This is a genomic window from Bradyrhizobium sp. PMVTL-01, assembly GCF_051861855.1.
Classification (GTDB): Bacteria; Pseudomonadota; Alphaproteobacteria; order Rhizobiales; family Xanthobacteraceae; genus Bradyrhizobium.
This window is the reverse complement of record NZ_CP193982.1, coordinates 6,842,708-6,857,866: the sequence shown is the minus strand read 5'-3', so window position 1 is coordinate 6,857,866 and position 15,159 is coordinate 6,842,708. Positions and strand designations below refer to the sequence as shown.

Sequence of the window (15,159 nt, the reverse complement as noted above, 5' to 3'; positions counted from 1 at the left end):
TGTTTCCGCGAAGCAAAAGACCAGGGGAAGCAGGTTCTTCGACAGTGTTCGGTAAAGGTCATGAAATGGATACAGGTAAGTTTGACAGGGCGATCGGAAAACACGCGGCGGGCCTGCTCAGGCTTGCTTGGCGCAATTACTCTCTGTTTGCCACCATATCAGTAGCCTTTTTTGTTGCGTTTCTGGCTGGCATCTTCGCACTACAACCGAAGTACGAGGGAATAGCTCTCGTTTTTGCGAGCCAAAGCAACTCGCAGGACGCGAGCGGCACGACACAGAAGGTTTCCGTAAAGGGGGCTTCTCTTGTTCGCATAGCTGAAAGCGATGAGGTCATCCACTCTGCAATCGAAGCGGTTGGAATGAGCAAGCTTTTCGGCGGGACCCCGACTATGCCAGGTTCAACTTTCGTTCATCTGAGGCAGTTCTTCGCCGGTGGAGACTACTCAGCTCCAGCCTCAGACGCGCTTGATGCCGCTTCATTCCAACTTAGGAATAGTCTGTCCATCCAAGCGGAGCCGAACAGTGATGTACTGCGAATTTCATTTCTGGACAGTCGTCCAGCGCTAGCAGCCGCGTTCGCAAACGCAATTGCCCGCTCGCTGATCGACCGCTATTTGGAGTTGTACAGCAGCCATGGCGCCTCGGAATTTTTCACTCGTCAGAAGGAGCGATTCGACGACGAGTTAAAGGAGGCGGCGGCATCTCTAAACGATTTTCAGGAACGTACTCAGACCTATTCAGCGGAAAATCAGCGCAAGCTATTACTCCAGCGACATAGTGACTTGCTGAATTCGATGGCCAACACGCGTGGATTGATTGCGCAAAAAAAGGGCGAACTTCAAGACATGCTCGCCCAGCTTGAAAAGCTAGCTCCTGTGACGCGTTCGCCGTATCTTTCGTCGCTGGTAGACAGCTTTAAGCCAGATCGCTCGCAGGACCCGTCAATGTTGCCGTTCCCGACGGGCAAAAAGGATGCGCCTCGGCCCAACTTCGGAGTGAGTGATACGCCTCCGCTTTTGATGATTCAGGTATATCAGCAATCGATGGTCAACCTCTTCAAGATAAATGCGGATTTGATTGGTGCGCAGAGCCTTGAGAAGCAGCAGGCGATGGAAGCGGCATTGCTGACAGATCAGTTGAACAAAATATCCAATAACGAGCGCGAGTTTTTGGTCAGACAACGAGCTCTTGATCAAGCGGCCGCCAATTCGGATCTTTATTCGCGCCGGATGGTTGAGGAGCAGATCAATGCCGAGCTCTCAGCAGCCAAAATTTCGCCTTTGAAGATTCTGCAACTCGCGACGGTTCCAGTTCGTCCGGCATTTCCAAGGTACACCTTAGCGATCGGATCGGCCGAATTGGCCGCCCTCTTGTTTGGTTTTGTAGGCGTCCTTCTGTTTGGAAGGAGAAGGCGCGAACCTAGGCCCTCAGGCTCCGAATCCGACCGGCACTCCATGTTCAACCTCGATGCTTCTAAGGGATCCAGCTTGACGTTCCTAGACCGCGTTCGAGGCAGGGTGTCTTGAACTCCCCGTCTGAACAAGGCTCTGAGCAACATACTTCGCATTGGCACCAATGGATCCTATGTGCCGCATTGTTTGTAGCTTGGGTCGGCTTTAGCCCGGTTTTCATCTTTGGCGAAGCCGATACCCAGCTTGTGAGCCTCGAGGCGGGAGGTGGTGATCTGGCCAGGCAGTGCGCATTTGCTGCGCTTTTTGCTGCCGTCATGTGGAAAGAGTGGCGTGAGGAGGGGATAAAGGTCCTCGCCAGTGTGCCGATCTGGCTGGCCGTTGTTTTACTTTGGTGCTTAGCGAGCCTTACCTGGGCCATTGATCCAATGATTGCTGTGAGACGCGTCATGCTGTTGGTGATGGTCACAGTGTCCGTATCGCTTGTTGTTCGACGCATGAAATACGAAGAGTTCTTGAATGCGCTGTTCATGATTTCAATCGGAATACTTTTTCTCGACTGGATAGCATTATTCGTGTCTCCCTATGGCGTTCATACGGCGGCGGGCCCAGAACCCGAATTGGCAGGAGACTGGAGGGGGGCTCATATTCACAAGAACGAGACGGGGGCATTCGCCGCTATCGCGACAATCGTGTTTCTTGATCGAATGATACGTGACCGATCTTTTCTCATCTGCCCGGTGCTTATGCTGTTGTCGATTTGTTGTCTGATCGGAACCGGATCAAAGACGTCTCTTGGTCTGCTCTTTGTCGCGCTTTCCTTCGGCGTTCTCGCCGTGACGATCTGGCCTTATCGTCGATTTCAGCTGGTCATCTGCTCTCTAGTAATCGTCTGCGTCCTTGTGTTTCTGAATTTCTACAATCGCGAGATATCCGAAATCGTTGGCAAGCTTGATGATCCCGGCGCGTTCACTGGTAGAACTCAAATATGGGCTATTGCTTCAGCCTATTTTGTTGATCACCCGTATCTGGGAGCCGGCTACGGCTCTTTCTGGGCGATCGGCAAGGCTAGCCCGATTTTTCAATACGCCGACGGGTGGGTAGCTGAGCAGATCGATCACACGCACAACGGCTATCTCAATATAGCTCTTCAGGTCGGCGCAGTGGGGCTTGTGCTGGCTTTGATAACCGCGGTGATAGCTCCAGCAAAAGGGATATTTTCGTCCGAACACCTAGGGAGAGACCGATTTGCTCTGGCGGCCCTATTTTTCTTCATAGTGCTTCGTGATTTTCTCGAGGACTCCATCCTCGATCGCTCCAACCCATGTTGGATAATTCTCGTCGGGGTTGTGGCTTCTGTGAATCGGGAAACAACAGCCGAAGTATTTCGAGCGGTGTACGCACGCTATCGCAGGTTGAGGTTCATTGCCCGCTCGGTCATCTCGCATATGTGACTGCAAGCGAGTGAAAGTGGACAGAGCCCGATTTTCTAATCGGTTCAACGCCCGTCGCCAGTCCATTGAAGTATTCTTCGCCGGTCAGATAAATGCTTCCCGTTCTCTGGTTCGCCGATCGGAGCCAATCCAACAGTGCCTTCACATCCAAGGTCGAGGTCAATTGGTCAGACTCGTCGCTCGGGCGGAACAGGTAGTAAGGCGTCTTAAAAAAATTCGATTGCTGACGGGCGACCGTCCATTTAATCGGTGGGCTGCGCCCAATGGCCGGAGCGTCATAAATCCCTAGCGACTGCAGGCTACTCATGAAACGCCTTGCCCCTGGGGTCGTATGAAGAAATACCTGAATCTCACACACCATCGTTTGTTCCGTCGATGACTCGGAAGTATAAAGAAAGAAGTCCAGCGCTACGTTCGCGCTGTCGGGCGGCGCAACGTAGCTGATCTCCGCATCTTGAATCAGTGACGATATGGCGTTGAGCTTGCTCGATATGACTGGGACTGGCGTGATCGTGTTGAGATAGTTGCCGTAGTCGATCTTGTTCCAGCTTTTTACCCTGTCGTCCGCGTCGTCAGGCCAGTTCCAGCTCAATATCGTTCCTTGAGGAAAAGTCGCAGGGGTGAGCGTCACGGTCTGGAGACGATCCGCGGTTGGATCGTTCACGGCCTGAAAAGCCAAGAACTGTCCCGAGCCGTAATCCTGATGGGTTGTCCCTTTGACATCGGTCAGCACGATTTTGAAGGTTCGGTCGTGCTTCGGGTCTTCAGTGCGCGCCTCGCCGGCAAGCACGCGTGCTTGACGTTCAGACAACAGGCTTGCGGCTGTCCCCAGTATTACGGTACGTCTATTAAACAAGTGGTTCATTGGCGACTCGCGAAGATGAACATCTAGATCTAAGCTGCTGCAGTTTCCAATGCGATGCTGACGTAGAAGTGTCACGGGCACATCTATCTCGATCCTGCTGCCATAGACGAAGCAGTGAAGCGGAGGAAGGTCCTCTTGGTAATCGGGAGATATTGGTGAGCGGATTACCAGTCCAATAAGCTCCGAATCGCATGAGAATAGCGATGGACCGCGCATGCGCCCTGCTCAAACCAAGGCGATGAATTGGGATTGTGAGCAGGTTTCAAGCGGAATGAATCCATTTGCAAGGTACGTTGCTGTCTTAGTTGCCGGGCATAGGGCATTGTCGCTCTCAAAGTCACCTGCTAATAGATGCTGAACCATCACTCGCCGATTTGATTGATTTGTTGCTGGTCGCAGCTTGACCCGGAAAGCAGCCGTCGCAAATGCGAAGCTGAGCGTTGAGCCGCTTTTCTTTTTCCGCTTCTATCTCTTCATGCTGCATATGCCACTCGGCAGAACCAGGTTCGAGCTTGGCTAATGCAGCTTCTCGCTTGCCATCTGGTGTGCGACGAGGAGAAGAAGTCTTCCGATGTAAGTCATTAGCTGCGAGCGAATCGTCATCCTGACTAAGGTCGTTCCAAGCCGCTGGAGCGTCTTTTGATGCAGGGGCAGATGCGCATCCGGCGAGAACCACGCATGTCGAAATCAACGAGAGAGCGTAACTGATCTTCATTCAGTGAACCGTGAGTTTTGGATCGAACTTGAGATCCCGCATGACCACGGCGGAACCATGACCCTTATCGGGCGATGCGGTGCCCTTTCAAGCCGTGCTACAGGCAATCGTATTGACGGCATTTACTCAGCGGGGACCGGCTTCCGCTGAAAAAGAATGCACTCCGAGATTGACGACGTTTCAATCGGTGTGCTCCTCGTCGGTCTCGGCCCAATCTCGGCCGAGCCTGCCGTAATCATCCAGACTGAGTAGAAATCGCGATCGCCGGATTCCGGCACGATCGAAGGTGAACAGGACCTCCACCAACGCGGTGGCAATCGTCGCAAGCGCGGATTGTTTCACAATCGGATCCAGCCGTCGATCGCCCCTTGGACCTGCGCCGAAAAATTGCTTGCGCTCGGGGTGGGAGCGTCGGGATTGGCGAACTCCGAGAGTTTGCGATGCTGGCCGGTGTGGCCGCTGAGCTCATAGTCTGGGAAAATGGTCGTTCGGTCATGTCTCGCCGGACCGCAGATATAGAATTCGGAATTGCGTGGAACCTGAAGGTTCTGAAGCACCGCGGGATGAGGTGTCCGACGGTGTGATTTACGTTGGGGCGATCTCGGGAGGCCGGTGCGCTGTAGCAATGTAGCTGTGACGGTGGGCCATCCTGCCGCCGTGGCTGGGAAGCGTTGAAGGACGACGAGGCAAAAGTTGGTGGGCTCCGTGAGCACCAGCATCTGGATAAATCTGCCGCGCGCCGAGGGCCCGCTGTGGAGCATCCCCGTCCGCCGAGCAGGCGCTCAGTGTATTTGATCTAGACTTATTGGGCGGATTCAAGCGGTCGTCGCAACACCGACTATGTTCACTCACGGCAACAACTCGTCAGCGCTCCGGCCGGCGTTTTCCAGCCGACGCCGGCAAGTCTCTCCTCCACATAAGTGCGCAAGGCTGTGTTGAGTGCAAGCTTAGTCAGTTTCGGCCGACGAGCCGATCGATCCGCATGCCACTGGGCAGTCGTCGCCCGATACTTCAACCCGCCGCTGCGGGTGGCTGCATTGCGCCGCAGTTCTCGCGAGAGTGTCGCGGATCGACCGAGACGGCCCAATCTCCCGGAAGGAATGGCCCTGCACCTTGAGAATCGCAATCTCTTCGCGCTCAGAGAATGATAAGTATCGCCCGGAGAGCGCTCTTGCTAGGATTTGAACATCGCTGGTGGCATGCCGCCACACCCCGGCTTCCAGCGCGGCTTCTTCGCTGCTTTGCCCGGCAGCAATAGCTCGCCAGAAACTTCCCTGGTCATCCCGTCCAATGGCGATCGTCCAGACCGTGCCGATCGCCGCTTTCAGAAGTCCTCTCTTAAGAAAGGTCTTATAGCAGCCACTAAAGTTCTAACCTTTGCGCAACCGGAATTGTTACTTCCGCGGGGTTTAACTGCACCCAGTGTAGTTGGGAAGGAGAGAAATGGTGTCGCTGGTTCAGGCTCAGAGCACGCAAAGCTTTCTTGACTCGATCGGGGTAGCAACTCACGTCGATTCTGGCGCGGCAAACTGGATGGATACGGTAACCATCCTGAACGAGCTCTCCTATCTGGGCATTAATCAAGTTCGAGATGGCACGCCGTTCGACTGGACGATGTCTGCATTCGTCACTCTGGCCAAAGCTGGAATCAAGTTTGATTTGCAAATTGCGAATCAATACGTCCCTGCGGCCAACGGGGCGATCAACGTCACCGGTGACATAAACAATGCGGCGCTGCTCCAAAAAGCAGTTCCCGGCAGCGTCTTTGCCATTGAAGGCGCCAACGAGTACAACATCAATAATTGGTACTTCAACGGTCAAAGCTCCTACGGAAATCTTAACTGGAGCGTGGCGGTAGATGCTGCAATTAGCAAGGCAGTTCAATCAACGCCTGTGCTGGCCGGAGTCGACCTCGTTGCCTCCTCTACGGGCGGGGCATGGTCGCTCAATGGAGCGCTTCCAGACGAGAGCAATTATGTTAGCAGTTCAAATTGGCACGTCTATGCGGGCGTCGGCGAGCAATTGCATGACACGTTGATTGCCGGAATTTCGCTGGCCGAGACAACTGATCCGAACGGCAAGATTTATATTACCGAAGCGGGTATTTCTAGCTCGGGCTATGGCAGCTCGACGTGGGGGTGTGCTTCGGAATACACACAAGGCATCGTCGATACCAACGCTCTTTTGGACGCGTACAAGAACGGTGTTTCCAAGACCTTCCTTTACGACCTGATGGATGAGTCCGGCTCTGCTACCGATCAGGAATCTCACTTTGGTCTCTTTCGCGCTGATGGCAGCGCTAAACCCGTCGCCGTCGATATTCATAACCTTACGACCATTTTGGCGGACCCTGGGAAAGGCAATGCCGCGCTTGAGAAGCTGGATTATGACATTTCCGGGCTGCCGAGCACGGCCTCTACGATGCTCTTGCAAAAGTCGGATGGAACGTTCGAGCTTGTGATCTGGAACGGAGACGCCACGATCTCCAGTGGGACGGCGGATATCGAGCCGCCTACCTCAACAGTGAAAGTTACGTTCGGGTCGCCACAGCAATACGTCAATCTGTATGATCCAATCGTCAGCTCAAGCGCCGTGCAGACCTTTAGCAAGGCGAGTTCGGTTACGTTCCCATTGGGGGCCGAACCAATTATCATCGAGATTCCGGCGGTCCTCCCGGCAACGCCGGTCATAGCGTCGTTCTCGCCCGACAGCAACATTGTGGGTGACGGCATTACGAATGCCAACCACGTGACCCTGACCGGGACGGCGGTCGTCGGCAGCACGGTGCAGGTGTTCGATGGCACCACGCAGATCGGGACCGCGATGGCCGGCACCAGTGGCGCCTGGTCGTTTGCGACGGGAACGCTGGCCGATGGTACCCATGCGTTTACGAGCACGGCGGTGGATAACGCCGGCAATGTGAGTGCGGCTTCGACCGCGCTCAATGTGACCGTCGATACCGTTGCGCCAGTCCCGGTCGTGAGCGACGTGGTGCAGGCCGGTTCGAACTTGGTCACGATCAGTGGCGTCAGCGCAACCGCCTCGAGCGTGTCAGTCTACGACAACGGCCATCTGATTGGGACGACGTCCCCCTCAGCCGGATCGTGGAGCGTGACGAGCCAGCTGTCGAGTTCGGCCATACACAGCCTGACAGAAACCGCGACCGACGTCGCCGGCAACACAGCGAACGCTGCTGGCGTCACCCTCTACTCGAACCAAAGCAACCAGACCCTGACGGGGGGAGCGGGTGCCGACGTGCTCATCGGTCGCAGCGGGGACAAACTAACCGGCGGCGCCGGCTCGGACGTTTTCGTCTTCAACACCGGCTTCGGCAAGGAGGTGATCACCGACTTCACCCCGAGCACTGCGACGACGCATGGCGACCAGATCGAGTTCAGCCGCACGATGGAGCCGGACTTCGCCCACGTACTGGCCGACGCCCGTCAGGTTGGAAGCAACGTTGTCATTACCGTCGACAAGGCGGACAGCCTGACCTTGAATCACGTCACGCTGGCGAGTCTTCATGCGACCGACTTCCTCTTTATTTGACGCTGGTTCGGCCCTGCGCGCCCAGCTGGATCCTGTGGGGCGAACGGGACCCACTTGCGGCCACCGGTGATGATCGAGAGCACGGCCGAGCGCGCCGCGATCACCCATATTTTGTGCTGCAGCTGCGCCATGTGCTTCTCGGCCGCGGCTTCTTCGGTGAAGGACCAGAGGAACATGAACTTGGCCTCGAACACCGCGCCGGTCGGCGCGACCATGCCGTCGAGGGTGGCCGCCATCCAAGAGTGGACGGGATGCCCAACGCGCTTCCGGATGTCTATGATCGTCTGTCACGCCGGTACCAGCTGCGGTTGAACTCTTCGGTGACGGTGCGAACGATCAGGTTCTGCGCAAAATCTTGTGGCGCGATCTCGCCGCGCTTTTCCCGCCACAAGCGAATGAGTTCGTCCTGGTCATCACCCATGATAATGCGGGCATCCGAGCCGCCGATAAAGGCGCGCCGGTCGCTGGGATTGAACGTGATGACGCGATGTGGCGCCTCGGCGTCTTGGACTGAGATGGTGGCCATCGGTATCTCCTTAGGTTGACGCGGCCTGCCGCCGCACCAGCAAAGGCCCCGCACCTGCGGGGTGAGATACCGGGGCCATCGGTTGCGCCCGGTCTATTCAGTAACGCTCCTTTTGCCGCAGAATACCAGTCCTTTTGCAGCAAGTTTGTTGCTCTTTTCGGTCAGAAAAACCTTGAATTTACAAGATGTTGGAGCGAGCTTTTCGATTGCCGCAACGAGCGATAGCCAAGGACCTCGGACATGGCGTCACATTGACAAATCGAAGCCAATCGTCGCAACGCCGCGCGCAGCACCACCGGCCCGAAAACTGCGAGCGGAAAATGCAGATCCAGCCAAAATGCGCTGCGCCATGGTTTGGCGCGGAGCGATAGCGGCGATCCAGCCGCGGCCGAAAATCTTGCCGTCGCGATTGCCTCGGGGCTCGGGCATCAGATTGCGCCGGAAGCGGCAATGGCGCTCGCACAGTCGAAGCTCGCGCTATTGCGCATCCGCAGCGTGCGACAGGACATGTTGGCCGCGCTCGTGGCGTGCCCGATTCCGGAAGGCATGAAACGCCTCGAAGGTCTTGAGCGCTACGAGCGGGCCGCTTTGGTGCAACAGAGGCAGGCGCTTCGCTCGCTAACCCTCGAGCGAGGGTGATGCATGGTCAGTTGGCTTCGTTCTGGATTTATGCCCCATCGGCGCTGCCGTGATGCTCCTCATGCGGCTCGGATTGCACGATTGGGTCATGGCGAAGCTCGCGCAGCGGCAACGCGCTCGATCACAGCCAGCTCAGCGTATAATCGTAGCCATTGTCATCATAGGCGAGAGCCTGGCTGATGCTGTCGACCTGGTCGTCGTGACGGCCTTGGGGGAAGGTCAAGAGCTCCATCTCGAGCTCTGCCAGGAACGGCGCGTTCTTGGGAAACCACACGCATCCGGCGGCAAATTTGCTCGTCTGGACGTAGAGACGCCCCATCTTATCGTGTTCGATTTTGATGGGATTGACGAAGCAATCGGCTTTGTCTCGGAGCTCTTGGGCGAGCGCAATTCCGGTGGAGGCGTCTTCGACCAGGATTTCGTGCGGTTTGAAACGCCTGGCGAGCGCGAGCGCGGTGTCTCGGAGAACCGGATACTCGAACCGACCGCGCACAAGATCGAGCAGATAAAAGTTGCCGTCCACGACCATCCAGGTGGTACAGACCGACCAGTCATTCTGGGCGCCGTTCTTGGCCGCAGTATCCCAGCTCTGGATGATGCGGCTGCCCAGCTCGCGCGCCGGCAGGTGATCGTAATAGCGCAGCCACGATCGCTTGATCATAGCGCCGCCGGCCGGAACAGGGGCCTGCTGGTACTGCGCGGAAAAGACATCGGGGCCGAGCATCTGCTGCAATTTGCGGAGAGTCTCGATCGATTCATGGGTTGGATGCAGCGCGTCGCCCACCTTGCGGTGGTGAAACTGGTTTGGCCCGATCGGGATCACGGCGTCGGTCTCGGCGATGGCGGGCAGGCTGAGCACCTCCCAGTCGTCGGACGAGGCGGCCAGAAATCCGGATAGATCGTCCAGATGCACCCGCTGCATGACAACGATCATCGCGCCGGTTTGCTTGTTGTCGAGTCGCGACATTAGCGTGTTCGTTACCCATTGGTTGAGGCTGGTCCGGCGCGCCTCCGACTGCGCGTCGACCGGCTTTTGCGGATCATCGATAATCACCAGATCGCCCCCAAGTCCGGTCAGCGTCCCTGACACCGACGTCGACATGCGAAACCCTCGTTCGCTGGTGATCATTTCGCCTTCGGTGCTACGCACGATGCGCACGTTCGGAAAGGCGCGCTGATACCAAGCGGAGTGCGCGATCGAACGAAAGTCGCTGGCATGCTTGGCCGACAGCTCATCGCCATAGCTGATCGCGATGATGCGGCGCCGGGGAGCGTGACCAAGCAGGAAGAGCGGAAACGCTACCGAGACCGTGATGGATTTGAGATAGCGAGGCGGCATATTAATGATCAGCCGGGTGATCTCTCCGCGGCGGACGCGCTCGAGCTGGTAGGCGATCGCTCGGATGTGCCAGTTCGGCAGGAACTGCGCACCGGGGTTGAGATGAAGAAAGCATCGATGGACAAAGCTCTCGAAGTCAGTGCGCAGAACGGCATCCAGCAGTGCAACGTCCAGATTGGTCATTCGGGGTCTCATTCATTTTTGAGTTGCTGTTCCAATTGGCGGGCGTACGCCTCCAAAACCTTCCGGTCGTCCAGATCGAGGACTGCCGTTACAGGCTGTTCGGAGGACTCAACCAGCAGCTTGCGGCTGAGAAGGAAGGCAGCCGATTTCGAATTGCCCTTGAGGGCGTCCTCCGCGAATCTGACGAAGATACCTTCCAGCAATGTGATTTTGCGCGTTCTTCCATTTTCACGAATCGCAATCTTCCGATTGAGAAGTTCGTCGATGATGGTCGCTTCGTTTTTCGATCCCTTCGGCCGGCCGCGTTTGTTGCCGGACTGACCCGGTTTGAACCGATGTTCGGAGGGCGGGCGGCCGTAGCCGACGTCGGTTCGCTTTCCGCCCGCGCCGGCCGGTCTGTTTTGCTTGCGGCGGCTCATGCGCTGTTCTCCGATGATGTGGCGGCGCGCTCGGTGGCCACCTCGTCGAAGGTCTGGCCGGTCGCAACGAGGATGGCATCGCGTTTGGTGACGTCCTGCCAGCGGCGGATTGCAGCATCCACGTAAAGCGGGTCGATCTCCAGGCCATAGGCGCGGCGGCCGACGCGCTCCGCCGCAAGCAGGGTGGTGCCAGAGCCCAGAAATGGATCGAGCACGATCTCGCCGCGGCGTGTGCAATCCTTGATCGCGTCTGCGATTAAGGAGACCGGTTTGACAGTGGGATGAACCGCGAGGTCGGCGAGACGCTCTTTGCGGAAGGTGTTGATCCCGGCGTAGGTCCAGACGTTCGAGCGGTTGCGGCCATGGCGGCCAAGCTCGATGTTGTTCAGGTATGGCGCATCGCCGTTTCGATAGACGAAAATCAGTTCGTGCTGAGAGCGGTAGAAGCTGCGTTGGCCGGCATTGGTTTTGTTCCAGACCACCAGATTCTGCAGCGGGCCGAAGACTGCATGCCCCGCGCCGTGCATCTCGCCGAGGTGTCGCCAATCCATGAAGATGTAGTGGATCGAGCCGTCATCAGAGAACCGGACGGCCAGGCGCATCCAACTCTGAAGAAAATTGGCGAATTCGGCGGACGACATCTCGCCTGAGGCGCGCGCAAATTCGCGGTGCTTGATGTGACCGCGGCCGAGCGTCGTAGCGATGCGGACGTTGTAGGGTGGGTCGGCGAACACCATGGCGGCGCGATCACGGCCCATGAGCACGGCCCAATCCGCTTGATCGCAGGCATCGCCACACAGCACGCGATGACCCCCGGCCTGCCACAGTTCGCCCCGCCGGCTGACGGGCTGCCCCGCAATCTTGCAGAGGACATCGGCCGGATCGTGGTCGCCAAAATTAGCGATCAGGCGGTCGATCTCGGCCGGCTCAAAACCGGTGATGTCGAGGCTGAGATTGCATTCGGGGAGGAGCGTAGCGAGTTCACCAAGCTCTTCGGCGAGTAGTTTGCGATCCCAACCGGCATTGGCTGGGATCTTGTTGTCGGCGAGGGCCAACGCGCGCTTCTCGGCGTCGCTCAACCCGCGCATGACCAGGACGGGGACCTCCTTTAAACCAAGGTACTGGGCCGCCTCCCAGCGGGCGTGCCCGCAGATGATCTGCAGATCCTCATCAACCAAAATGGGATAGGTCCAGCCAAATCGGCCAATCGCGTTTGCGACCTGCTTGATCTGCTTTTTGGAATGGGTTCGTGTGTTCTTTTTTGCAGGCTTAAGAGCGCGAAGCGGCACCATTCGTATCTTCTGTGGCTCGTGGCAATTTGAAGCGTCGACACAGGTTTCAATTTGGCGCGCGTCTTGCTTGATCTGCGTCTCGGACTGCTTGCCGGCGCTCGTCTTTGCAAGCTTCGGCGACACCGGCAGTTTCGGCGGCGCCTGCGGGCAGGGGTCGCGCGAGCCTTCTTTTGAAGCGTCGACATGGGTTTCAATTGAACGCGAATGCATCGTGCTTCTCCTTCTGTTCGAGTTCAGCTGCGTCCTCGCTTTCGAGGTAGCGATTTGGCCAACCGTTCGGACAAGGCGTGAGCCGACCGCGTGAGTTCGAGCCAGGTGGTGGAACGGCCCGGCTTTTCGAGGCCACGCGCGAACGCCGCGTTATAGTCATCGAAAATCTCAACAGTCGGGGAGGGGTCGCCCGCGGTCCTTTGGTCGGACCAAATCAGCAAAAATACGGGTGACGTGGTCGTAAAGGCCGGCATCCCAGGTTTTGCCTGACGCCGAATCTCATCTGGATCGAACAATGTTGTCGGATCGAGCCTCATGATCTTTTTATGTTGCCGTTCGAGCTTAGGCCTGATCCGTCGTAACGACTCCACGACAAACTTTTGCGGCCATCGATGGTTGAGCATTTGCATGCCGATCAGCAGAGCAAAGCTCTCGTATTCCGAAAATTGAATCTCGCCGCCCTTGCCGGGAGCGTCGCCGCTAGAAAACCCGTAATTTGCGAATTCGGGTCTGTCTGCGTTGGGCCGCACCCCTAGCGCGCGATCGGTGTCCAACAACCGCTTGAGGCGCGTCAGTAGCTCCGCCCGCGATTTGTCATCCCTCGCATCGAGCAGCGCACCAATGGCGTCCTCGAGCTGATTGCGTTTGTAGGATTCCATTGAAGCTCGGTATCAGGTTTCAATTGTTCTGTCCAGTATGCTGGACAAGTTCTTAGCTTTTGCCGCTCGAGCGGGAACCGTCCGGAGAATCTGAGTGCTTAGGGAAATCAACGTCGAACCGTTGCTTTGTTGGGCAACGGCAAGGCAAGTCGGCACGGTCTGCCGATCGCGCCGAACCCAGATCGCGCGCGACGTCGCGGGCTGCAACCCGAAATCTGGGCCTCGATTGCGATATCACCTGCATTGCAACGCCGGAAGGGCTCTTCAGCCGCAGGATTGTGAGAGTTGGACGCTTACCGATTTCCCTGTTCAGGCCGCGCATTGTCCCCTGATGCGATCTGAAATTTCCCTGTTCTGTCTGCGCACCTCCGCAGCCGCGGAAGCCGGAATTCGTAGCCGGTTTTCTTGCATTTTGGCGAGCGCTGTGGGCGCTTTGCCGGCGCGTTTCCCTGCAGAATTCCCTGTTACCAGGGAATGGGCCGATCGAGCCGCAGGGGCCGCGCCCGAGGACCTGCCCAAGTACCACTGCCAACGGATCGTCCTGCGGTGGGATGAGCGTTGTCGGTTGATTGTAGGCCGGTCTCGCATTCGGCTTGGCGGCAGCCTGACCGGGCTTGGCGGCAGCCTGATCGATGGTATGCTGTTCGAGGTTGTCGGTTGAACGTCACGAGGAGTTGCAGTGGCAGAAGTCGATCCCGCGGCGGGTAAGCCGGTTGCGCCGAGTGCGCTTGCCAATGTTCCAAGGCTTGTCACGGCCTATTTCGCCACAACGAGGTGACGACTTTGCGGCCAGTGATCGTGACCGGTGCTGCCGGCTTTATCGGGATGCATGTTTGTGAACGGCTGTTGGGGCGCGGCGAGCGAGTCGTTGGCATCGATGCTGTCACACCGTATTACGATCCGGCGCTGAAGCGTGCGCGTCTTGCAACGCTCGAGAACCGTCCTGGTTTCAAATTTGACGAGATCGATCTTGCTGATTTCGCCGCAGTGACGCGCGTGTTCGACGAGGTCTCGCCCGACCGCGTCGTGCATCTGGCGGCGCAGCCCGGCGTGCGTGCGTCGATCGACGATCCCATCACCAGCATCCGCGCCAATTGCGACGGCTTCGTCACCGTGCTCGAGGCCGGCCGGCGCCATGGCCTCGAGCATCTCGTCTACGCCTCGTCGAGCTCCGTCTACGGCGCCAACCGCACCTTGCCGTATTCGACCGAGCATTCGGTGAACCATCCCGTCAGCCTCTACGCCGCGAGCAAGAAGGCGAACGAGCTGATGGCGCACACCTTCGCGCATGTTCACAAGCTGCCGGTCACCGGCCTTCGCTTCTTCACGGTCTATGGTCCGTGGGGCCGGCCCGACATGGCCGCCTGGCTGTTCACGCGCGCGATCTTCGCCAATGAGCCGATCAAGATCTTCAACAATGGCGACATGTGGCGCGACTTCACCTATGTCGACGATATCGTCGAAGGCGTGATCCGCACGCTCGATCGGCCTGCGGTGCCGAATCCCGCGTGGAACGCCGAGCGGCCCGAAAATTCCTCGAGCTATGCGCCGTATCGCGTCTACAACATCGGCAACAACCGCTCGGTCAATCTGATCGAGTTCGTCGAGACGCTGGAGAAGATCATCGGCAAGCCCGCGATCCGCCAGTTGCTGCCGATGCAGGCCGGGGACGTGCTGGAGACGCGCGCCGATATTTCAGCCCTCCAGCGTGACGTCGGTTTCTCGCCGTCGACGTCGATTGCGGACGGGCTAGGCCGTTTCGTCGAATGGTACCGCAAGTATCACGGCCTCTGATTCCGCGATCGGCGGCTCCTTGCGTGCCGCCCGGGGATGCCCATTCTTGCAGTGGTTCGTTCAACGATGCAACCTGCCCTAATGTTGTGCGTGCGGCCTGATAGAA

14 protein-coding genes and 2 pseudogenes are annotated in these 15,159 nt (G+C 57.6%); 6 read left to right on the top strand and 10 right to left on the bottom strand.

What is annotated here, in order from left to right; all coding sequences use genetic code 11:
* The first annotated feature begins 65 nt into the window (after positions 1 to 65).
* Positions 66 to 1,526 carry a hypothetical protein gene (locus ACRQ5Q_RS33145; protein ID WP_439394126.1) on the top strand — a complete coding sequence of 487 codons (1,461 nt, stop codon included), beginning with the start codon at positions 66 to 68 and terminating at the stop codon, positions 1,524 to 1,526.
* Positions 1,523 to 2,863, top strand: coding sequence for an O-antigen ligase family protein (locus tag ACRQ5Q_RS33140; protein ID WP_439394124.1), 1,341 nt, complete (start codon positions 1,523 to 1,525; stop codon positions 2,861 to 2,863). Before ACRQ5Q_RS33145 ends, ACRQ5Q_RS33140 begins: the two co-directional genes overlap by 4 nt.
* On the opposite strand, the gene ACRQ5Q_RS33135 is transcribed toward ACRQ5Q_RS33140, so the two are convergent.
* From ACRQ5Q_RS33135 to ACRQ5Q_RS33120, 4 genes and pseudogenes are all read right to left on the bottom strand, one after another.
* Complete coding sequence (locus ACRQ5Q_RS33135; RefSeq protein WP_439394123.1) at positions 2,847 to 3,728, bottom strand: hypothetical protein; 882 nt, start codon at positions 3,726 to 3,728, stop codon at positions 2,847 to 2,849. The two genes, ACRQ5Q_RS33140 and ACRQ5Q_RS33135, sit on opposite strands and share 17 nt — an antisense overlap.
* A gap of 337 nt (positions 3,729 to 4,065) precedes the next feature.
* A complete protein-coding gene (locus ACRQ5Q_RS33130) occupies positions 4,066 to 4,443 on the bottom strand; it encodes a hypothetical protein (RefSeq protein ID WP_439394121.1) in 378 nt (125 codons plus the stop codon).
* A 180-nt stretch (positions 4,444 to 4,623) separates the two neighbouring features.
* A complete protein-coding gene (locus ACRQ5Q_RS33125; protein WP_439394119.1) occupies positions 4,624 to 4,785 on the bottom strand; it encodes a hypothetical protein in 162 nt (53 codons plus the stop codon).
* Between the two features lie 526 nt (positions 4,786 to 5,311).
* A pseudogene (locus ACRQ5Q_RS33120) lies at positions 5,312 to 5,771 on the bottom strand (transposase); the annotation flags it as partial.
* 115 nt (positions 5,772 to 5,886) lie between these two features.
* On the opposite strand from ACRQ5Q_RS33120, the gene ACRQ5Q_RS33115 reads away from it, so the two are divergent.
* Positions 5,887 to 7,992 carry an Ig-like domain-containing protein gene (locus tag ACRQ5Q_RS33115; RefSeq protein ID WP_439394117.1) on the top strand — a complete coding sequence of 702 codons (2,106 nt, stop codon included), beginning with the start codon at positions 5,887 to 5,889 and terminating at the stop codon, positions 7,990 to 7,992.
* 47 nt (positions 7,993 to 8,039) lie between these two features.
* Here ACRQ5Q_RS33115 and ACRQ5Q_RS33110 read toward each other — a convergent pair.
* Together ACRQ5Q_RS33110 and ACRQ5Q_RS33105 are read right to left on the bottom strand one after the other, a co-directional pair.
* Positions 8,040 to 8,518 (bottom strand): annotated as a pseudogene (locus ACRQ5Q_RS33110) (YqaJ viral recombinase family protein); the annotation flags it as partial.
* 246 nt (positions 8,519 to 8,764) lie between these two features.
* The gene (locus tag ACRQ5Q_RS33105) at positions 8,765 to 8,947 is read right to left on the bottom strand and encodes a hypothetical protein (protein WP_439394115.1); all 183 of its coding nucleotides are present in this window, start codon (positions 8,945 to 8,947) and stop codon (positions 8,765 to 8,767) included.
* A 21-nt stretch (positions 8,948 to 8,968) separates the two neighbouring features.
* Between ACRQ5Q_RS33105 and ACRQ5Q_RS33100 the strand changes: the two genes are divergently transcribed.
* Positions 8,969 to 9,157: a hypothetical protein gene (locus ACRQ5Q_RS33100; RefSeq protein WP_439394114.1), complete on the top strand. Its 189-nt coding sequence runs from the start codon at positions 8,969 to 8,971 to the stop codon at positions 9,155 to 9,157.
* 121 nt (positions 9,158 to 9,278) lie between these two features.
* Here ACRQ5Q_RS33100 and terL read toward each other — a convergent pair whose 3' ends face one another.
* Genes terL through ACRQ5Q_RS33080 form a run of 4 tightly spaced genes read right to left on the bottom strand, consistent with a single transcriptional unit; the run spans position 9,279 to position 13,259 of the window.
* Positions 9,279 to 10,679, bottom strand: a complete 1,401-nt coding sequence (terL, locus tag ACRQ5Q_RS33095; protein ID WP_439394112.1) for a phage terminase large subunit — start codon at positions 10,677 to 10,679, stop codon at positions 9,279 to 9,281.
* Between the two features lie 8 nt (positions 10,680 to 10,687).
* Positions 10,688 to 11,098 carry a DUF5681 domain-containing protein gene (locus ACRQ5Q_RS33090; protein ID WP_439394110.1) on the bottom strand — a complete coding sequence of 137 codons (411 nt, stop codon included), beginning with the start codon at positions 11,096 to 11,098 and terminating at the stop codon, positions 10,688 to 10,690.
* Positions 11,095 to 12,600, bottom strand: a complete 1,506-nt coding sequence (locus ACRQ5Q_RS33085) for a site-specific DNA-methyltransferase (RefSeq protein ID WP_439394109.1) — start codon at positions 12,598 to 12,600, stop codon at positions 11,095 to 11,097. The genes ACRQ5Q_RS33090 and ACRQ5Q_RS33085 overlap by 4 nt, the downstream gene beginning before the upstream one ends.
* Before the next feature lie 23 nt (positions 12,601 to 12,623).
* A complete protein-coding gene (locus ACRQ5Q_RS33080) occupies positions 12,624 to 13,259 on the bottom strand; it encodes a hypothetical protein (RefSeq protein WP_439394107.1) in 636 nt (211 codons plus the stop codon).
* A 94-nt stretch (positions 13,260 to 13,353) separates the two neighbouring features.
* On the opposite strand from ACRQ5Q_RS33080, the gene ACRQ5Q_RS33075 reads away from it, so the two are divergent.
* Both ACRQ5Q_RS33075 and ACRQ5Q_RS33070 read left to right on the top strand, forming a co-directional pair.
* Entirely contained in the window at positions 13,354 to 13,920 is a 567-nt protein-coding gene (locus tag ACRQ5Q_RS33075) for a hypothetical protein (protein WP_439394105.1), read from the top strand.
* 122 nt (positions 13,921 to 14,042) lie between these two features.
* The gene (locus ACRQ5Q_RS33070) at positions 14,043 to 15,053 is read left to right on the top strand and encodes an NAD-dependent epimerase/dehydratase family protein (protein WP_439394104.1); all 1,011 of its coding nucleotides are present in this window, start codon (positions 14,043 to 14,045) and stop codon (positions 15,051 to 15,053) included.
* Positions 15,054 to 15,159: the final 106 nt, after the last annotated feature.